Origin of the sequence: Bosea sp. 685 (genome assembly GCF_031884435.1) — a bacterium.
GTDB lineage: Bacteria > Pseudomonadota > Alphaproteobacteria > Rhizobiales > Beijerinckiaceae > Allobosea.
Map to the genome: position 1 here is coordinate 5,925,250 of NZ_CP134779.1, position 19,531 is coordinate 5,944,780.

General features: G+C 67.1%; 17 protein-coding genes and 2 pseudogenes. 16 read left to right on the forward strand and 3 right to left on the reverse strand.

The features are described from left to right. Positions 1-152: 152 nt before the first annotated feature. Positions 153-1,211 carry an agmatinase gene (locus RMR04_RS28870; protein WP_311911947.1) on the forward strand — a complete coding sequence of 353 codons (1,059 nt, stop codon included), beginning with the start codon at positions 153-155 and terminating at the stop codon, positions 1,209-1,211. Between the two features lie 190 nt (positions 1,212-1,401). Here the strand turns inward: RMR04_RS28870 and RMR04_RS28875 are convergent. Both RMR04_RS28875 and RMR04_RS28880 read right to left on the reverse strand, forming a co-directional pair. Further along, positions 1,402-2,407 (reverse strand): annotated as a pseudogene (locus RMR04_RS28875) (CobW family GTP-binding protein). After that, positions 2,343-3,836: an amidohydrolase family protein gene (locus RMR04_RS28880; RefSeq protein WP_311911948.1), complete on the reverse strand. Its 1,494-nt coding sequence runs from the start codon at positions 3,834-3,836 to the stop codon at positions 2,343-2,345. Before RMR04_RS28880 ends, RMR04_RS28875 begins: the two are co-directional and overlap by 65 nt. Positions 3,837-4,081: 245 nt before the next feature. Here RMR04_RS28880 and RMR04_RS28885 point away from each other — a divergent pair, with 245 nt between their 5' ends. The 15 genes and pseudogenes from RMR04_RS28885 (at position 4,082) to RMR04_RS28955 (ending at position 19,113) form a co-directional block, all read left to right on the forward strand. Then, entirely contained in the window at positions 4,082-5,674 is a 1,593-nt protein-coding gene (locus RMR04_RS28885) for an ABC transporter substrate-binding protein (RefSeq protein ID WP_311911949.1), read from the forward strand. A gap of 246 nt (positions 5,675-5,920) precedes the next feature. Further along, the gene (locus tag RMR04_RS28890) at positions 5,921-7,180 is read left to right on the forward strand and encodes an MFS transporter (protein WP_311911950.1); all 1,260 of its coding nucleotides are present in this window, start codon (positions 5,921-5,923) and stop codon (positions 7,178-7,180) included. A gap of 98 nt (positions 7,181-7,278) precedes the next feature. Continuing rightward, the gene (locus RMR04_RS28895; RefSeq protein ID WP_311911951.1) at positions 7,279-8,184 is read left to right on the forward strand and encodes a LysR family transcriptional regulator; all 906 of its coding nucleotides are present in this window, start codon (positions 7,279-7,281) and stop codon (positions 8,182-8,184) included. Between the two features lie 117 nt (positions 8,185-8,301). Beyond that, the gene (locus tag RMR04_RS28900) at positions 8,302-9,123 is read left to right on the forward strand and encodes an NAD(P)-dependent oxidoreductase (RefSeq protein ID WP_311911952.1); all 822 of its coding nucleotides are present in this window, start codon (positions 8,302-8,304) and stop codon (positions 9,121-9,123) included. Between the two features lie 50 nt (positions 9,124-9,173). Beyond that, on the forward strand, positions 9,174-10,352 hold the full coding sequence (locus RMR04_RS28905; protein WP_311911953.1) for an ABC transporter substrate-binding protein: 1,179 nt from the start codon (positions 9,174-9,176) through the stop codon (positions 10,350-10,352). Positions 10,353-10,383: 31 nt separating this feature from the next. Next, positions 10,384-11,367, forward strand: a complete 984-nt coding sequence (locus RMR04_RS28910) for a Bug family tripartite tricarboxylate transporter substrate binding protein (protein WP_311911954.1) — start codon at positions 10,384-10,386, stop codon at positions 11,365-11,367. A gap of 4 nt (positions 11,368-11,371) precedes the next feature. After that, entirely contained in the window at positions 11,372-12,487 is a 1,116-nt protein-coding gene (locus tag RMR04_RS28915; RefSeq protein ID WP_311911955.1) for a 4-oxalomesaconate tautomerase, read from the forward strand. Between the two features lie 26 nt (positions 12,488-12,513). Then, the gene (locus tag RMR04_RS28920; protein WP_311911956.1) at positions 12,514-13,239 is read left to right on the forward strand and encodes a PIG-L deacetylase family protein; all 726 of its coding nucleotides are present in this window, start codon (positions 12,514-12,516) and stop codon (positions 13,237-13,239) included. Then, complete coding sequence (locus RMR04_RS28925) at positions 13,236-13,925, forward strand: 4-carboxy-4-hydroxy-2-oxoadipate aldolase/oxaloacetate decarboxylase (RefSeq protein ID WP_311911957.1); 690 nt, start codon at positions 13,236-13,238, stop codon at positions 13,923-13,925. The genes RMR04_RS28920 and RMR04_RS28925 overlap by 4 nt, the downstream gene beginning before the upstream one ends. Positions 13,926-13,929: 4 nt before the next feature. Continuing rightward, entirely contained in the window at positions 13,930-14,784 is an 855-nt protein-coding gene (locus RMR04_RS28930) for a branched-chain amino acid ABC transporter permease (protein ID WP_311911958.1), read from the forward strand. Between the two features lie 2 nt (positions 14,785-14,786). Beyond that, positions 14,787-15,805: pseudogene (locus RMR04_RS28935) on the forward strand (branched-chain amino acid ABC transporter permease). Continuing rightward, positions 15,802-16,557 (forward strand): ABC transporter ATP-binding protein, encoded by a 756-nt coding sequence (locus tag RMR04_RS28940; protein WP_311911959.1) that lies wholly within the window; start codon positions 15,802-15,804, stop codon positions 16,555-16,557. The pseudogene RMR04_RS28935 and the gene RMR04_RS28940 overlap by 4 nt, the downstream one beginning before the upstream one ends. After that, positions 16,550-17,284, forward strand: coding sequence for an ABC transporter ATP-binding protein (locus RMR04_RS28945; protein ID WP_311911960.1), 735 nt, complete (start codon positions 16,550-16,552; stop codon positions 17,282-17,284). Before RMR04_RS28940 ends, RMR04_RS28945 begins: the two co-directional genes overlap by 8 nt. Positions 17,285-17,370: 86 nt before the next feature. Continuing rightward, complete coding sequence (locus tag RMR04_RS28950) at positions 17,371-18,336, forward strand: VOC family protein (protein ID WP_311911961.1); 966 nt, start codon at positions 17,371-17,373, stop codon at positions 18,334-18,336. Positions 18,337-18,492: 156 nt separating this feature from the next. Beyond that, positions 18,493-19,113, forward strand: coding sequence for an O-methyltransferase (locus tag RMR04_RS28955; RefSeq protein WP_311911962.1), 621 nt, complete (start codon positions 18,493-18,495; stop codon positions 19,111-19,113). A gap of 56 nt (positions 19,114-19,169) precedes the next feature. Here the strand turns inward: RMR04_RS28955 and RMR04_RS28960 are convergent, their stop codons facing one another. Further along, complete coding sequence (locus RMR04_RS28960; RefSeq protein WP_311911963.1) at positions 19,170-19,487, reverse strand: DUF2218 domain-containing protein; 318 nt, start codon at positions 19,485-19,487, stop codon at positions 19,170-19,172. Positions 19,488-19,531 lie beyond the last annotated feature (44 nt).

A 19,531-nucleotide genomic window follows, 5' to 3' on the forward strand; every position in this document is an offset into this window, starting at 1 on the left:
CCGGTCCGATCGTCCCGTGTTTTGGCTTCGCCGCGGCCGGAATCGGAGCCCTATTCAGTTTCGTTTATAGGGCAGCGTGCTTTTTCGCCCTACCGAGCGCCACCGCCCGGTGCCAGCCTGCAGCGCTCCGCACCATTTGCTTGCAGGTTGCCATGCCCTTCAATGATGCCGCCCTCGACCGTCTGCGCCAGCGCTACGCTTCCGCTGGAGGCGGCGAGATGCATGATCCGCATTTCAAGGCGGTCGCCGACACGATCTTTCAGGGCTCGGACCGGCGCAAATGGCCGTTCGCCGACCCGGCGACCTTCCTCGACGCGCCTTTCGTGCCGGATGGACTTTCGCTGGACACGCTCGCCGGGCTCGATGTCGCCCTGATCGGCGTGCCGATGGATCTGGGCGTCACCAACCGCGCCGGTGCGCGACTGGGGCCGCGGGCCGTGCGCGCCGTCGAGCGGATCGGACCTTACGAGCACGTCCTGCGCGTCGCGCCACTGGGCAGGCTGCGTGTCGCCGATGTCGGCGATGTCGCGCTGAGCAGCCGCTACAGCCTGGCCGATTGCCATGCCGATATCGAGGCCTGCTACCGCATGATCGCCAGGACGACGACGATACCGCTCTCGGTCGGCGGCGACCACTCGATCACCGGCTCGATCCTGAAGGGGCTGGGCGCCAAACGCCCGGTCGGCATGATCCATATCGACGCGCATTGCGACACGGCCGGCCCCTATGAAGGTTCGAAATTCCATCATGGCGGCCCGTTCCGGGAGGCGGTCCTGGCCGGGGTGCTCGACCCGACCAGGACGATCCAGATCGGGATTCGCGGCGGCGGCGAATATCTCTGGGAGTTCTCGTTCGATTCCGGAATGACCGTGATCCACGCCGAGGAGGTCGGCGCGCTGGGGCTTGCGGCCGTGATCGAGAAGGCGAAGGCCGTCGTCGGCTCCGGACCTGTCTATGTCTCCTTCGACGTCGACAGCCTCGACCCGGGCTTCGCGCCGGGTACCGGCACGCCCGAGGTCGGGGGCCTGTTGCCGCGCGAAGTGCTGGAGATCCTGCGTGGCGTCGCAGGCATCGACATCATCGGCGGCGACGTCGTCGAGGTCGCTCCGCAATATGACCCGACCACGAATACGGCGCAGGTAGCGGCGCAGGTCCTGTTCCAGCTGCTCTGCCTCGTGGCCTGCAAGGGTAATCCTGTAAGAGCAGGATAGCCGCCCAAATAGCCTTCCGGCGAACCCGGAGCGATCCCGTACCTGACCATCCGCCGAGCCATCCAAATCTCTGCAGCGACCTCAATCGGGGCGACTTCGCAGCTTGCTGGAGGGTGGGATCAAGTCACTCATCCCGCCTCGTCAGCGCCCAGGCCGCGCGTTCCATCGGCCGTGGCCTGATTGGCTCGTCTCATTCCGCCCGTGCAGCAACGCACCTGTCCATGACCTCGGAGATTTCGGCAGCGGACAGGGCCGCCAGCTCGGCAATGAACACGATCCTCGCGCGCGGCGGCCCCGATGCCGGCGCACCAGCCGGGACCAGGGTCGCCCGGCCGCCAGCGAGTTGAAACACAAACTGCTGGCCCGGTTGCTCCACCGTCTCGAACAGCCCCTTGGCGCGGGCGAGCTTCGGGGCAAGCCGAGCGATCGCCTGCTGCAGGAGCGGCAGCGAGACCGGCCGGTCGGAGGTCCAGCTCAGGCTCTCGAACCGCTCGAAGCTCGGACGGCGGCCGCCGGAAGCGCGCGGTATGGGTGGCCGGTCCGGGCTGTCAGGGAAAACCAGCTCCAGCGGCACCTGGCCGTGCGGGGCCTCGATCTGGAGCACGCCCAGGCGGATCGCCGCGACGGCGTCACGTACCCGCTGCCGCTGCGCCTCGTCGACGAGATCGACCTTGCTCAGCGCCACCATGGTGGCGGCGCGAAGCTGCGCGCGCAGCAGGGGATCGTCCAGCCCTGCGGGAGACATCGTCGCATCCACCACGCACAGCACCGTCTCGAGCGGCGCCTCCTGGAAGGTCACGGGATCCAGGAGATTGCGGACGATGTCCTCGGGGTCGGCGACGCCGCTCGTCTCGATCAGGATGGCGTCCGGCCTGGGCTTGCGCCGCAGGATCGTCGCCAGCGTGCGCAGCAGGTCGCCCTCCAGCGAGCAGCAGATGCAGCCATTGGCCAGGCTGACGACCCCGTCGCTGGCCCCGGTGATGAGTTCGGCGTCGATATTGATGGCACCGAAATCATTGACCACGGCGGCGATGCGCCGCCCCCGGCGTGGGCCAGGATGTGGTTCACCACCGTCGTCTTGCCGGCCCCCAGAAAGCCGGCCACGAGCAGGATCGGGACGGACATGCCGGCTCAGGCGACGGAGGCGACGGGCCGGCGCACGGGCTGGCCGGGGCGCGCCGCCACCTCCATGACACCGTTGCCGATCACGGCATGCCCATTGACCAGGAGATGCTTCACGCCCTCGGCCGGGCGGTTCATCGCCGTGAATTCGGCCCGGTCGGTCAGCGTCTCGAAATCGAAGACGACGATATCGGCATCGGCGCCGCGCCGTAGCCGCCCCTTGTCGCGCATGGCGGGCGTGCTCGCCGCCAGGATCTGCGCCGGGATCAGCGTGCATTTGGCGATGCCGTCCAGCAGCGAAACCGCCTGGCGCTCCCGCACCCAGTGGCGCAGGAAGCGCGTGAAGGTTCCAGCCGAGCGCGGATGCGAGGTCGCGTCCTCGGGCAGGGGCCAGGCATCGCCGGTATAGATCGAGGCATCCGGCAAGCTCCAGGGCATGGCGTCGGAGGCGATCGCGCCGCCGGGATAGAGCACGGAGAGATCGAGCATGCGGCGGTGCTGTTCGTTGTTCTCGGTGTCGAGGATGTGCCAGAGCACCAGCGTGGAGGGCTCCTCGGCTTGCGCCGCCAGGAGTTCCTGCCGGTCGCGGAAGCGGCGCCCATCGGCCACGCGCTGCACGGAATCATAGCCGGTACCGTTGCGCGTCTCGAATTCGGGATCGCTGAAGAAGGCGGCCGCCAGCACGGTGGAGCCGGTGCCATAGGGATAGGCCTCGACCGTGATCGGCAGGCCCTGTGCCTGCGCCTTCATCACCAGCTCGGCGCAGCGGTCCACATCGGTTTTGCTGGAGCTGTTGAAATGGCAGATATGCATATGCGCGCCGGTCGCGCCGGCATAGCCGATCAGGCGGATATAGGCCTCGACCGCGCTTTTGGGATCGATGCGCGACATATAGGCGATGTGGGTGAATGTCGGCACGCCCTGCGCCGCCGCGAGCTGGCAGACCGCCGTCAATTCCTGCACGCCGGCGCCCGGCGCATAGGCATTCAGAATGCCGATGCCGATGCCACCCTCGTCCAGGCCCTGCGCGATGCGCGCGATGATCCCGGCCTGCTCGCCGTCGCTGGCGATGTTGTCCATCCAGCGCGGGTCGCGCATGGCGCGGCCGAACGCCTCCAGGGACGATTCCTCGTTGATGCCGACCATGGCGCCGATCCGGGCGAAGGCCCAGTTGGTGGAGGCGCCATAGTTCAGGATCCGACCCTGCTCGGCCTGGCGCCGATACCAGGAGGCAACCGGCATCACGCCGGCTTCCAGATCGAGCGTCGTGGTGACGCCGTCGAAGGCCTGCATGCGGTCGGCGGGGATGGACTGGCCATGCGCGTGCAGGTCGATGAAGCCGGGCGCCACGACCAGCCCCGTCGCGTCGATGACCCGCTCGGCCTCGCCGAGCCCGGTTCCAACAGCGGCGATCTTGCCGTCGAGCACCGCTATCTCGGCCACCGCATCGATCCCGCTTTCAGGATCCACCACCCGGCCGCCCCGGATCACCAAACCGCTCATATCGCCGCTCCGCCTGCCAAAACCCTGCGCTTCGGGCCGGCGACGCATTCGACCGGCCATGGGCGAACAGGGCCGGCAGTAGAGGCAGATTCTCCGGCGGCCGCAATCGGCTGCGGCGCATGACATGGCCGCGGATTTGCTTTCGCATCGTGACGCAGCAGCGCTCACGCTGACGAGACTGGCCTCACAGCCAACAGTTCAGCCGCTTTGGGCACATGCCGCAGGAATCAGGAGCACAGATCAGCATGAAACGCCGTCACTTCCTTCTGGGCGCAGGAGCCGCCCTGGCCGGCAGCCGCCTCACGGCTCCCAGCATCGTCCGCGCGCAGGACGCCAAGGTGCTTCGCTTCGTGCCCCAGGCCGACCTGCCCAATCTCGACGCCGTCGCCGGCACGCAGCTCGTGGTTCGCAATGCGAGCCTGCTGGTTTTCGACATGCTCTACGGCATCGGCGCCGACCTCACCCCGAAGCCGCAGATGTGCGAGGGCCATGAGGTCTCGGCCGACGGCAAGGTTTGGACGCTGAAGCTGCGTGCCGGGCTGAAGTTCCACGATGGCGAGCCGGTGCTGACCAGGGACGTCATCGCCAGCATCAACCGCTGGATGCCGCGCGACGGCATGGGACAGATGATCCAGTCACGCCTGGATGCGCTGGAGGCGGTCGATGACCGCAGCTTCCGCTTCCGCCTGAAAGCGCCGTTCCCGAAGCTGCTTTACGCACTCGGCAAGAGCAACACGCCGCTCCTGGTGATCATGCCGGAGCGGATCGCCAGGACCGACCCCTTTACCCAGATCAAGGAATATATCGGCTCCGGCCCGATGGCCTTCAAGCGCGACGAATGGGTCTCAGGCTCCCGCGCCATCTTCCAGCGCTTTGCCGGCTATCAACCCCGGCCGGAGAAGAGCGACTGGCTCGCCGGCGGCAAGGTCATGAAGGTCGACCGCGTGGAATGGATGACCATGCCAGACCCCGGCACGGCCGCGAGCGCGCTCCAGAACGGCGAGATCGACTGGTGGGAAAACCCCATCGCCGATCTCGTTCCGCTGCTCGCCAAGAACCGCGCCATCAAGGTCGGCATCGCCGATCCGCTGGGCAATGTCGGCGCCATGCGCATCAACCACCTGCTGCCGCCCTTCAACAACAAACTCTGCCGCCAGGCGCTGCAATGGGCCGTCAGCCAGGCCGACTACATGCAGGCCATCGTCGGCGAGGACACCGCGCTGTGGAAGGAGATGCCGAGCTTCTTTACGCCCGGCACGCCGCTCTACAGCGAGGCCGGCGCCGAGCGCCTGAAGGGCCCGCGCCAATACGACAAGGCGAAGGAGCTCCTGAAGCAGGGCGGCTACAACGGCGAGAAGGTGGTGATGCTGGTCGCCGCTGATGTGCCGATCACCAAGGCCCAGGGCGACGTCACCGCCGACATGCTCGGCCGCATCGGCGTCAATGTCGACTACCAGTCGCTGGACTGGGGCACGGTCGGCTCCCGCCGCACCAGCAAGAAAGCGGTCACCGAGGGCGGCTGGAACATCTTCTTCAGCTGGCATTCCGGCGTCGATTGCATCAACCCCGCCCCTTACAAGGGCGTCAGCGCCAGCGGCGACAAGGCCTGGTTCGGCTGGCCAAGCAATGACGAGGTCGAGCAGAACATCGCCACCTGGTACGATGCGCCCGACCTCGCCGCCGAGAAGAAGGCGATCGACGCCGTCAATCGCGCCGGCATGGACGATGTCACCTTCGTGCCGACCGGCTTCTTCCTCGGCCATTCCGCCTGGCGCAATGCGCTCTCGGGCGTGGCGCAGGCGCCGTTTCCGCTGTTCTGGGACGTCAGCAAGGGCTGAGCGGACCGTCTCGCCAGATGTCTGTTCCGGAACCGCGATCTCGTGTCCGCGGTCTCCGGAATGGACGCCTCTGCAACGCGAGGCAGCGGCTTCCGTTCAGGCAACGCTGTCCGCGTCTTGCCGATAGCCAAAGCTTTGAAAACGGCCATGGCGTTGCCTGCCTGCGCTGGCGCGAATAGGCCTCGTGATGTCATCGATCACGCAAGCCATTCCTATCTCCCCTGACCTGACGGGCTGACCCAAGCGATGTCTTCAGACGAGGCACGGCCGGCGGCCGACAGTTCCGATGCTCCGCCGCAATGGATCTCGGCGCTCGTGACCATGACCGCCGTCCAGGCGGCAACCGCGTTCCTGACACGCATCCCGCCGACGCTCGCGCCGGCCTTCACGGCGGAAAGGGGCTGGTCGGATGCGATCATCGGCTATCTGGCGAGCCTGGGCACGCTCGGCTCGATCATCTTCCTGACGCTCGGCGCTCCGATGCTGCGCCGGCTGGGCTCGGTACGCGCGCTGCAATGCGGGCTCTGCCTCGGCGTCATCGGATTGCTGCTGCTCCTGCCGCCGTTCTGGCCGGCGGCCGCCGCGGCCTCCCTGCTGATCGGGCTCGGCTACGGCCCGTCCTCGCCGGCGGGCAATGATGTGCTGCACCGGACAGCGCCCGCGCGCCACCGCGCGATGATCTTCTCGATCAAGCAGGCCGGCGTGCCGGCGGGCGGCATCGTCGCCGGCCTGATCCTGCCGCCGGTCGTGGAAGCCTTCGGCTGGCGCGCCTCGCTGCTGGTATCGGCTGTTCTGGTCATGCTCGTGCTTCTCGCCGTGCAGCCCATGCGCGAAAGGCTGGACGCCGCCAGGACGCGCGACCAGGCGGTGACGCTGCGGGCCTTCCTGTCACCGGCCAATATCCGGGCGCCGCTTGCGGCGCTGACCAGCTCGGCCTCCATCGTCAGGCTCGCCATGGCCGGGGCCTGTCTCGCGCTCGGCCAGGGCATCTGGTTTGCCTATCTGATGACGTTCTCGGTCTCCGCCATGGGGCATGATCTCCGCGCAGCCGGCATCGCCTTCGCGATCATGCAGGCGAGCAGCGTCGTCGGCCGCATGCTGCTCGGCTGGCTGGCGGACCGGCTCGGTTCGCCGCGGCAGCTTCTCGGATTGATGGGGCTGGCCTCCGGCCTGACCTCGCTCGCCATGGCCTTCGCCGGGCCGGAATGGTCCTACGGGCTGTTCTGCACGCTCGCAGTGGTGGCGGGCGTCACCGTGTCGAGCTGGAACGGCGTCCAGTTGTCGGAGGTCGCCCGGGCCTGCCCGCCTCATCTCGTCAGGGAAGCCTCCGCCGGTGCGACCTTGATCATCTTTCTGGGCTATGTCGTGGGCCCATCCGTCTTCGCGGTTCTGCTGATGCTCACGCATCGTTTCGATATCGGCTTCCTCCTCTGCGCCCTCTTCGGCGTCATCTGCTTCGCAATCATGCCGCGTCGCGCTTCGAGCCCGCCTGGCGGCCACGGCTAGGCTCAAGTAACCCGCTCTCCTGTTCTCGATGGTCAGCGTCTGGCTCCGGGAGAACCCTGAGCCTAGATTGCGGCTCGATCACATTGGAGTTGGCTGCGATGAGGATGGACGTCCTGGGCCTGCAGGCTTTCGTCAGCATTGCCGAACGCGGCAGCTTCCGGGCGGCAGCCTCGCATCTCAACCTGTCGCAGACCGCGCTCAGCCATCGCATCCGCAAGCTCGAGGAATCGCTTGCGACGCCGCTCCTGCTGCGCACGACCCGGCAGGTCTCGCTCACCCCCGCCGGCCTCGCTTTGCTGCCGCGGGCGCGGAAGATCTTCGAGGAGCTCGGCTCCGCGATCGACGAAGTCCGGGCCGATGCGAAGGACAGCGGCGAGCAGGTCGTCATGGGGTGCCTGCCAACGGTGGCGATGCATTGCATGCCAGGCGTGATCGCCGAATTCGAGAAGCGCTATGACGGCTTCCGGGTCAGGGTCCATGACAATTCGGCCTCCGAGATCGCCAGCAAGGTGCAGTCGGGCGAGGCGGAGTTCGGCGTGACCATCGTCGCGGCCAATCGCTGGGACCTCGAGCTCAAGCCGGTGGTCAAGGAGCCCTTCCTGCTCGTCTGCCATAGCAGCATGCCCCTCGCCCAGTCCGAATCCCTGACCTGGGCGCAATTGCAGGGGCTGCCGCTGGTGCGGATCAGCGCCGAGACCGGCAACCGCATCCTGATCGACGATGCGCTCGGATCGCGCCGCGAGACGCTCACCTGGCGCTATGAGGTGCAGCGCGTCATCACCGCCGTCAGCCTGGTTCGCTCGGCCATCGGCTATGCGATCGTGCCGCAGCTCGCACTCGACATCGTCGATGCCGGCGAGCTCGTCGCGATTCCGCTGCGCTCGCCCACGGTCACGCGCACGCTCGGCATCATCACCCGCAAGAACCTGCCGTTGAAGCCGCCCGCCCGCTATCTCCTGAAGCTGATCAGCGAGGCCCTCAAACGCAGCGTCTCGGCGCGGTGACCGCCATCATTGCTGCATGAAAATCATCAATCGCTGCAAAGTGATCATTTGAAGTAAGAATAGCCTGGCCCCAGGCTTGTCGCGGGACATGGAAACGCACAAGCAAGGGGTCGACGGATGGCTGAAGCCACACCGGCAACGATCGCATTCATCGGATTTGGCGAGGTCGGGCAGACCTTCTCGCACGGCCTGCTCGCCAGCGGCCGCGTGCGCATTCGCGCCTATGACGTGCTGTTCGGATCAGGAGCGGGACACAAGCTCGAGACGGCGGCGAGCACTATTGGCGTCGCGACGGCGGCCTCGCTTGAAGAGGCCTGCGCCGGCGCCGACATCCTGTTCTCGGCCGTGACCGCCGACAAGGCGGAAGCGGTCGCGACCCAGGCCGCGCTGTGGCTGAAGCCCGGCCAGGTCGTCGTCGACGTCAACTCGGCCGCACCATCGACCAAGCAGCGCGCGGCGAAGGCCGTCGAGGCCGGCGGAGCGGATTATGTCGAGGGCGCCGTCATGGCGCCCGTGCTCAAGCCCGGCATCAAGGTGCCGATCCTGGCCGGCGGCCCGCTTGCCGAGCCGATTTCGGCCTCGCTCAACAACCTGGGCATGAACCTGACGCCCGTCTCGGAGGTCCATGGCCGCGCCTCGGCGATGAAGCTGTGCCGCAGCATCATGATCAAGGGCCTGGAAGCGCTGATGGTCGATTGCACGGCAGCCAGCGAAGCCTGGGATGTGAAGGACGCGGTCTTCGCGAGCCTCCACGCGACATTCCCCTCGATCGATTTTCACGCGCTGTCTGCCGACATGCGCGAGCGCGTCGCGACCCATGGCGTCCGTCGGGCAGCGGAAATGCGTGAAGCCGCCGAGATGCTCGCCGCGCTCGGGTTGGATCCCGAACTCGCCCGCGCCGTCGCCGACAGCCAGCAGCGGGGTGCCCGTCGCAGCTAGCCGGAGGCTCCACCAACCAACTCAAAAACAAAACAAGAGGGAAACGCACCATGTCGCTCAATCGCCGTTCGCTGCTCGCAGGAGCGAGCCTTTCGATGGTTGCCGCCGCCGCGCCGCGCGCTTTCGCGCAGGCCGACACGATCAAGATCGGGCTCATCGCGCCGATGACCGGGCCCTTCACCTCGACGGGGCGCATGCTCGATGCCGGCACGCGGCTCTATATGCGGCAGAAGGGCGAGACGGTCGCCGGCAAGCGCATCCAGCTCATCCTGCGCGACGACACCGGCGTCGCCGATGTGACTCGCCGCATTGCCCAGGAGATGGTCGCCAATGACGGCGTCCATGTGCTGGCGGGCTTTGGCCTGACGCCGCTGGCGCTGGCCGTCGCGCCGCTCGCGACGCAGGCAAAGGTGCCCCAGATCGTGATGATGTCGGCGACCTCCGTGGTCACCGAGCGCTCGCCCTTCATCATCCGCACCGCCTTCACCCAGGCCCAGACCACGGTTCCGCTGGCCGAATGGGCCTATGCCAATGGCGTGCGCAAGGTGGTGAGCCTCGTCGCCGACTATGCGCCCGGCATCGATGCGGAAGCCGGCTTCAACAACCGCTTCAAGGCGCTCGGCGGCGACATCGCCCAAACCATCCGCGCGCCGCTCGCCAACCGCGACTTCGCGCCCTTCCTGCAGCGCGCCGCCGACGCCAAGCCCGATGCGCTCTTCGTCTTCGTTCCGACCGGGCTGGGTGCTGCGCTGATGAAGCAGTTCGTCGAGCGCGGCCTCGACAAGGCCGGTATCCGCGTCCTCGGCGAAGGCAGCGTCACCGAGGACGACATCATCACGCAGATGGACGATTCCGTACTCGGCATGGTGACCTCGCACCACTACTCCGCCGCCCATCCCGGGCCTGAGAACGAAGCCTTCTGCAAGGCTTTCCGGGCGGACGCCGGCACGCGGCCCAACCACATCGCCGTCCACGCCTATGACGGCATGCACCTGATCTACGAGGCCCTGAAGAAGACCGGCGGCGCGACCAGTGGCGAAGCCCTCGTCGAGGCGATGAAGGGCCTCTCCTGGCAGAGCCCGCGCGGCCCCCTGAGCATCGACCCCGAAACCCGCGAGCCGATCCAGAACATCTACATCCGGCGCGTCGAGCGGGTGAATGGCGAGCTCTTCAATGTCGAGTTCGCGACGGTGCCCAACGTCAAGGACCCCGCGAAGGTCAAGGCCTGAGCGGTCGGCGCCGGCACGGAGGGACAGGATCATGATCAACCGACGCAGCGTTCTGGCCGGGCTCGGCCTTGGCGGCTTCTGCAACTCAGGGCAGCTGATGGCGCAATCGCCCTGGCCATCGCAGATCATCAGGCTCGTCGTGCCGTTCACGCCCGGCGGCAGCACGGATGTGCTGGCGCGCCTGATCGCCAACAAGCTCGAGCGCACGATCCCGGGCAAGGGCTTCGTGATCGAGAACCGTCCGGGCGCGGGCGGCATGAACGCCGCCGGCCAGGTCGCGAAGGCGGAAGCCGACGGATACACGCTGATGATGGGCCATATCGGCACGCTGGCCTTCTCGCCCTCGCTCTATCCCAACGTGCCCTACGACCCGGTCAAGGATTTCCAGCCGGTCGCGCTGGTCGCGATGCTGCCCAATGTGCTGGCGATCAATCCCAAGCTCCCGGTGAACAGCTTCCAGGAGTTCGTTGCCTATGCGAAGGCCAATCCCGGCAAGCTGAACTACAGCTCCGGCGGCCAGGGCAGCGCCGCTCATATCGCCGGCGCCTATCTCTGCTTCCGCGCGGGGATCGAGGCGGTGCATGTGCCCTATCGCGGCACCGCTCCCTCCGTGAACGATCTCGTCGCCGGCTCGGTCGATTTCACGCTGACGGGCGGGCCGGCGGTGCTGCCCCTCGCGGAAGGCGGCCAGTTGAAGGTTCTGGCCGTCGCCAATCGCGACCGCGTCCCCTTCGCCCCGAACCTGCCCACCATCGCGGAGAGCGGCCTGCCCGGTTTCGAGGCGGTCCAGTGGTATGGCGTCGTCGCGCCGCGGCGCACGCCGATGGAGATCGTCGCCCGGCTCAACCGCGAGATCAACGTCCTGCTCGGCGAACCGGAATTCTCCGCCGCGCTCATCCGCGACGGTGCGATCGCCCGGCCGGAAACGCCCGACGGCTTCGGCAAGCTGATCGCGTCCGAGCTCGTGCTGTGGCGCGACGTCATCACCAAAGCCCACATCACGGCCGGAGGTTGAAGCGATGCAACGCCCGACCCCCTGCATGCTGATCCGCGGCGGCACCTCGAAGGGCGCCTATTTCCTCAGCGACGACCTGCCCACCGACCCGGCCGCGCGCGATGCGTTCCTGCTCGCGGTGATGGGCTCGCCGGACAAGCGCCAGATCGACGGGCTCGGCGGCGCGCATCCGCTGACCAGCAAGGTCGCGATCGTCTCGCGCTCGACCGAGCCCGGCTGCGACATCGACTTTCTGTTCGCGCAGGTCGGGATCGAAACCGCCAAGGTCGACACGACGCCCAATTGCGGCAACATCCTCGCCGGGATCGGCCCCTTCGCCATCGCGCGTGGGCTCGTCACTGCTACGGGCGCATCCACGACCGTGCGGGTCAGGACGCTGAACACCGGCACCATCGCCGATCTGGTGCTGGAGACCGCTGACGGCCACGCGAATGCCGATGGCGATGCGCGCATCGACGGCGTGCCCGGCACCTCGGCGCCGATCAAGATCAGCTTCCTCGGCACCGAAGGCTCCGTCTGCGGCGCCTTGCTTCCGACCGGAAACGCCGTCGACATCGTCGATGGCGTCGAGGTCACGCTGATCGACAACGGCATGCCGGTCATCGTGCTGCGTGCGGCCGATGTCGGGCGCAGCGGCTATGAGCCGCGCGAGGTGCTGGACAAGGACACCGAGCTCAAAGCCCGGCTCGAGCGCATTCGCCTCGCTGCCGGTCCCTTGATGAATCTCGGCGATGTCTCGGCGAAGGTCGTGCCCAAGATCGCGCTGGTCGCGCCGCCGCGCGAAGGCGGCGCCATCGCGACGCGCAGCTTCATTCCCCATGAATGCCATGCCTCGATCGGCGTTTTTGCGGCCGTCACGGTCGCGACCGCCGCGGCCTTGCCGGGTTCGCCTGCGGCCTCGGTCGTCGCCATGCCGGCGGGGCGCGAACGCTCGATCTCGGTCGAGCACCCCACCGGTGAGTTCACCGTCCACCTGACCATGGGCGGAACCCCGGAGCGACCGGTGGTCGAGCGGGCCGGGCTTTTGCGCACCGCGCGCATCCTGATGGAGGGCATGGCTTTCGTGCCGGGGCGCGCCCTCGAGCACAACGCAAGTGGTGCTCTCCGCGCCGCCGAATGAACCCGAGACGAGAGGATATTCGAGATATGTCGAGCCTGCAGAAGACAGGTCTGGTGATCACCGCCCATCCCGGCGATTTCGTCTGGCGGGCCGGCGGTGCGATCGCGCTCCATGCCAAGCGCGGCTTCCGCGTAAAAATCCTCTGCCTCTCCTATGGCGAGCGCGGCGAGAGCCAGTTCGCCTGGAAGAAGGCGGGCGTGAAGATGGAAGACGTCAAGGCGCAGCGCCGCGACGAGGCCGAGCGCGCCGCCGCGATCCTCGGCGCCGAGATCGAGTTCATGGATGCCGGCGATTATCCGCTGCGCACCACGGAAGCCATGCTCGACCGTGCGATCGACATCTTCCACGAGCTTGGGCCGAGCTTCGTTCTGACCCACGCGCTCGAAGACCCCTATAATGTCGACCATCCCGAGGCGACGCGCTTTGCCCAGGAGGCGCGGATCATCGCCCAGGCGGCCGGCCACAAGCCCGATCCGGAGCGGGCCTATGCCGCCCCGCCCCTCTTCCTGTTCGAGCCGCACCAGCCCGAGCAGTGCAATTTCAAGCCGAACGTGATCCTCAACATCGACGAAGTCTGGGAGGCGAAGCGCCAGGCCTTCGAGATCCTCGCCGCCCAGAAGCACCTCTGGGAGTACTACACCCGCGTGGCGCTGAACCGCGGCATGCAGGGCGGGCGCAATTCCGGCAAGGCCATGACCTATGGCGAAGCCTATCAGCGGCTCTTCCCCGAAGCGCTGGAGGCGCTGGCATGACCCCCGTCGTCATTCGCACCAACAAGCGCGCCGCCACCTCCGACATCGCTGCTCTCGCCGAGCTCGGCGTCTCCACAACCCATGAGGCGATGGGGCGCAGCGGGCTGCTGAAGCCCTATATGCGGCCGATCTATCCAGGAGCCTTCATCGCCGGCTCCGCCGTCACCGTGCTGGCGCAGCCCGGCGACAACTGGATGATCCATGTCGCGATCGAGCAGGTGAAGCCGGGCGATGTCCTCGTCGTCGCCTGCACCACCGACAACACCGACGGCATGTTCGGCGACCTGCTCGCGACCTCGCTCAAGGCCCGGGGCGGCGTCGGTCTCGTCATCGATGCCGGCGTGCGCGATGTCCGCGTGCTCACCGAAATGGGCTTCCCGGTCTGGTCGCGGGCGATCTCGGCCAAGGGCACGGTCAAGGCGACGCCGGGCAGCGTCAATATTCCCGTCATCTGCGCCGGCGCGCTCATCCATCCCGGCGACGTGATCGTCGCCGATGATGACGGCGTCGTCGTGGTGCCGCGCCTGGATGCAGCGACGGTCGCTGCCGCCGCCCGCAAGCGCGAGGCGAATGAGGAAGAGAAGCGGCGGCGCCTGGCGGCGGGCGAGCTCGGCCTCGACATGTATGCGATGCGCGAGGGGTTGGCGAAGGCGGGCCTCGTCTATCGCGACGATCCGGAAGGGTGAGGCGATGCTGACGATCCTGTTCGACGGCGTGGCTTATGGGATGCTGCTGTTCATCCTGGCTTCGGGCCTGGCCGTGACGCTCGGCCTGATGAACTTCGTCAACCTGGCCCATGGCGCCTTCGCCATGGCTGGCGGCTATGTCACGGTCGTGCTGATGCAGCGCTACGATGTACCCTTCGTCGCGACGCTACCTTTCGCTTTCCTGGTGCCGGCCGCCATCGGCGCTGTGCTGGAGCGGACGATCTACCGGCCGATGTATGCCAAGAGCCATCTCGACCAGGTGCTGTTCTCGATCGGCCTCGTCTTCATGGTGGTGGCGGCGGTCGACTACGTCATGGGCTCGCAGCAGCAGCTCATCCGCCTGCCGGCCTGGCTGCAGGGCCGCTTCGACATCGCCGGCATCGGCATCGGCCGTTACCGCAGCTTCGTGATCGCGATCTGCATCGTCCTGACCATCGCACTCCAATATGTGCTGGTGCGGACGCGCTTCGGCAGCCGCTTGCGCGCGGCGGTGGACGACCAGCAGGTGGCGCGCGGGCTCGGCATCAATGTCGGCGTGATCTTCTCGCTGACCTTCGCCGTCGGCTCGGGCCTTGCCGGGCTTGGCGGGGCGCTCGGGGTCGAGATGCTCGGGCTCGACCCGACCTTCCCACTCAAATTCATGATCTACTTCCTGATCGTCGTGACCGTGGGCGGCCGCTCGGGCCTGACCGGGCCGTTCACTGCTGCGCTGCTGATCGGCGTCGTCGATGTCGCCGGCAAATATTACGTGCCCCAGCTCGGCGCCTTCCTGATCTACGCCTTGATGGTCGCGGTGCTGTTCCTGCGCCCGCAAGGCCTGTTCGCGGTGGCGCGATGACCATGGCTCTCGATACGCCGCGTCCGGCGCTGAGCGATCTGGTCGGCAAGACCCTGTTGCGGCGGCGGCGCTGGAAACTCGGCGAGGTCGTCTTCTGGAGCCTCACAGCTGCGGCCCCCTTCATGCTCCCGCGCGGCATGCTGCTCCTGAACGAGGTTGCGATCCTGGCGCTGTTTGCCCTGTCGCTCGACCTGATCCTCGGCTTCGCCGGCATCGTCTCGCTCGGCCATGCCGCCTTCCTCGGCGCGGGCGCCTATGCGGCTGGGCTCTTCGCCCTGCATGTCAATGCCGACCCGCTCACGGGGCTCGTCGTGGCCGTGCTCGCAGCGGCGCTGCTCGGCTTTCTCACCAGCTTCCTCGTCCTGCGAGGGACCGATCTGACACGGCTGATGGTGACGCTGGGCATAGCCCTGCTGCTGTTCGAGCTCGCCAACAGCTTCAGTGCGATCACCGGCGGTGCCGACGGCCTGCAGGGCATCAGCATGGGCCCGCTGCTCGGGCTGTTCCCCTTCGACCTGCAGGGGCGGACGGCCTATCTCTACTCGCTGTCGGTCCTGTTCGTCCTGTTCCTGGTGGCGCGGCGGATGATGGCCTCCCCTTTGGCCTGTCGCTGCGTGCGATCCGCGACAACCCGCTGCGCGCCTCGGCGACGGGCGTCGCGATCAACGGCCGGATCGTGATAGTCTATACGATCGCCGCTGCCTATGCGGGCGCTGCCGGCGCGCTGATGGCCCAGACGACGCAGTTCGTTTCGCTCGACGTGCTGGAGTTCCATCGCTCGGCCGATCTGATGCTCGTCGTCATCATCGGCGGCGCTGGCTGGCTCTATGGCGGCATCATCGGCGCCATCCTGTTCAAGGTGCTGCAGGACGCGATTTCGCTGGCGACACCGCAATACTGGCAGTTCTGGATCGGTCTCCTGCTCGTCGTCTTCGTGCTCGGCGGTCGGGAGATCCTCCACGGCCTGCTGGCCAGGTCGCGCGCGGCACTAGCGAAGCTCATCTCACGGAGAGCGCCATGAGCGCACCGGCGCTTCAGACCATCGGGCTGGTCAAGCGTTTCGGCGGGATCGTCGCGACCAACGACGTCTCGCTCACGATCGAACGCGGCGCCCGCCACGCGCTGATCGGCCCCAACGGCGCCGGCAAGACGACGCTCGTCAACCAGCTCACCGGCGTGCTCAAACCCAGCGAAGGCAGGATCCTGCTGGAGGGGCGCGACATCACCACGGCCAAGCCGGAAGCGCGCGTGCGCCTCGGCATGAGCCGGACTTTCCAGATCAACCAGCTCTTCCAGTCGATGACGCCGCTCGACATGCTGCTGCTCGTCCTCTGCGAGCAGCAGCATGTCGGGCTGAAGCTCTGGCAGAAGCTGGACAAGAGCGGCGATCTGGCGCGGGAGGCGGCTGCGATCGCCGAGCGCTTCCGGCTCGACGACGTGATCGAGGAGCGGATCGCGACCTTGCCCTATGGCAAGCAGCGGCAGCTCGAGATCGCCGCCGCCTTCGCCGCCCGGCCGCGCCTGCTCCTGCTCGACGAGCCGGCAGCCGGCGTGCCGGAGGCCGAACGCCGCGACCTGCTCGCAACCGTCGCCGATCTTCCCGCCGATGTCAGCGTGCTCCTGATCGAGCACGACATGGACCTCGTCTTCCGCTTCGCGACCCGCATCACCGTGCTCGTCAACGGCACGGTCATCGCTGAGGGAACACCGTCCGCCATCGCGGCCGATCCTGCCGTACGCGCTGCCTATCTCGGGGAGAGCCTCGATGCCTGACCTCTTCTCCATCACCGGCCTGTGCGCGGGCTATGGCGAGGCGGCGATCCTGCATGATGTCAGCCTCTCGCTCGGAGAGGGCCGCTCGCTCGCGCTGCTCGGCCGCAACGGCGTCGGCAAGACCACGCTGATCAACAGCATCGTCGGCGTCACCCGCCGGACGGCAGGCGAGATCAATCTCGGCGGCGTCGCGCTGACGCGGCTCAAGCCCGAGCGCCGGGCGCTCGCCGGCATCGGCTGGGTGCCGCAGGAGCGCAACATCTTCCGCTCGCTGACGGTGACCGAGAACCTGACGGCCGTCGCCCTGCCCGGCCCTTGGACGCCGGAGCGCGTCTTCGCGATGTTTCCGCGCCTGGCCGAGCGCAAGCGCAATCTCGGCCATCAGCTGTCCGGCGGCGAGCAGCAGATGCTGGCGATCGGCCGCGCGCTCGTGCTGAACCCAAAACTCCTCCTGCTCGACGAGCCGACCGAAGGCCTGGCGCCAATCATCGTCGAGGAACTGCTCAGGGCGTTGAAGCGGATCTTCATGGAAGAGAGGATTTCAGGGATCATCGTCGAGCAGCACGCCCAGAAGATCCTGAAGATGACCGACGACGCCATCATCATCGAGCGCGGACGGGTGGTGCATGCGGCGCCCAGTGCGACGCTGCTCGCCGACCCCGCTACGCTGCAACGCTATCTCGGCGTGACGCATCAGGCCGGGCCGCCATCCGACCGCGCCGCCTAGGCGCTTCCAATCGCAACCACCGGCTCGAACGAGCACGATCAAAAGCAGGCCGCAGCGATGGCCAAAGACCAGCGGGAGCAGATGCCATGAAGCCGGAACCGATCCACGACATCGCCCATCTCGCGCATGTCGAACTCCTGACCGACAAGCCCGAGGCCAGCCTCGACTTCTTCGTCAATATCTACGGCCTGACCGAAGCTGGCCGCGAGGGCGACAGCGTCTATCTGCGGGCCTGGGACGATTACGAGTTCCACACGCTGAAGCTGACGGCGGCGAATACCACCGGCGTCGGCCATATCGGCTACCGCGCGACGAGCGAGCAGGCCCTCCTGCGGCGGGTCGCAGCGATCGAGGCGCTCAGTGCCGGCATCGGCTGGGTCGAAGGCGATCTCGGCCATGGCCGCGCCTTCCGCTTCCGCGACCCGGACGACCACATCTTCGAGATCTATTTCGACACCCACAAATACGTCGCGCCGCCCCAGGAAAAGCCGGCCCTGAAGAACCAGCCGCAGCGCAACCATGGCCGGGGCTGCGCCGTGCGCCGCCTCGACCATCTCAACCTGCTGGCGCGCGATGTCGCGGCGATCCGCGATTTCCTGCCGAAAGCGCTGGGCAGCCGCGTCACCGAGCAGATCGTGCTCGATTCAGGCGAGGTCGGCGGCTGCTGGTTCACGGTCAACAACAAGAGCTACGACATCGCCTATACGCGCGACCACACCGACAGCCTGGGCCGCTTCCACCATGTCACCTATGCGGTCGACCAGCGCGAGCATGTGCTGGAAGCCGCCGATATTTTCCTCGAGAACGGCGTCTTCATCGAGACCGGGCCGCATAAGCATGCGGTGCAGCAGACCTTCTTCCTCTACGCCTATGAGCCGGCGGGCAACCGCGTCGAGATCGCCAATGCCGGCGCACGCCTGATCCTCGATCCCGACTGGCAGACCGTGACCTGGACCGAAACCGAACGGAAGAAGGGGCAGGCCTGGGGGCTGAAGACGATCGAGAGCTTCCACACCCATGGCACCCCACCCGTGCCGACAGCGGGACATTGAGCCGGTCTGGCCGATCTCAGGAACGTCGCCCCGGGATGCCGCGCCCCTGCCTTGTTTGAGTGGCTTTTCCGCGGGTGACAGCGGTTCCACCGAGTGCGGTGGTTCGGGCTGCCTGGCTTTGCTCTTCACATCTTTGCGCTTCACTTGGATCGATCGATGGACGAGGCCGTCACCACCGTACTCGACGCCTATCATGCACGGATGCAGGAGGAGGTCGGGACGAGGCAGGCCGCAGCGCAGGCCGGCCTCAAGGATGCCCTGCGCGATCAGTTCCTGCTGTCCGTGGGGCCGGAGAGCGGGCAACTCATCAACATCCTGGCGCGCAGCCTGAAGACGCCCAACATCCTCGAACTGGGAACGTCCTATGGCTATTCGACCATCTGGCTGGCGGAAGCTGCGCGCTCGGCCGGCGGGCGGCTGACGACGATGGAGCTGCACGACTACAAAGCCGCCCATGCGCGCGACATGGCGGGAAAGGCCGGGCTGGCCGAGCATGTCGACTTCAAGGTCGGCGATGCCGTGCAGATGATCGCTGAGCTTCCCCACGGGATCGATTTCGTGCTGATCGACCTCTGGAAGGAGTTCTACCTGCCCTGCCTGGAGGCGTTTTATCCCAAGCTCAATCCCGGCGCGATCATCGTCGCCGACAATATCATCCGGCCGGGCAAGGACGGCGCCCTGCGCTATGTCGAGGCTGTGCGCGCCAAGCCCGGCATGAGCAGCATCCTGCTGCCGGTCGGAGCGGGGCTGGAGGTCAGTCGCTTCGACAGGCCGTAGCCGCCAGGCACGCGTCGATGATCGGGTGACGCGCGGCTGCCTCTCAACCTTGGCCCTCAATCCTGCCACTCGAAGCGCAGCGGCGCCTCGCGGAAGGCGAAGCGGTCGAGATGGCTTGCGACGACGCCTTTCAGCGCCGCGAGCTGCTCGGGCACGCTGGCTTCGATGCGGCATTCGAGATTGTCGTCATGGGCCAGCAGATCGAGCGTGGCGTCGCCGGGCCAATCCGCGCCGCGCACGTCTCGCGGAAAGGTCACCCGCCCCATTTGGGGCGTGAACGTGACCTTGAGATTATGGCTCCAATGCTTGCAAAGCTGCTGGAGATAGCGGCTGCTATTTTCGGTCGGCACGCGCGCGATGCTGGAAACGGTCATGGTCTCTCCTGAGTGCGATGGGCCGCGGGCGGGATGGGCAGCCC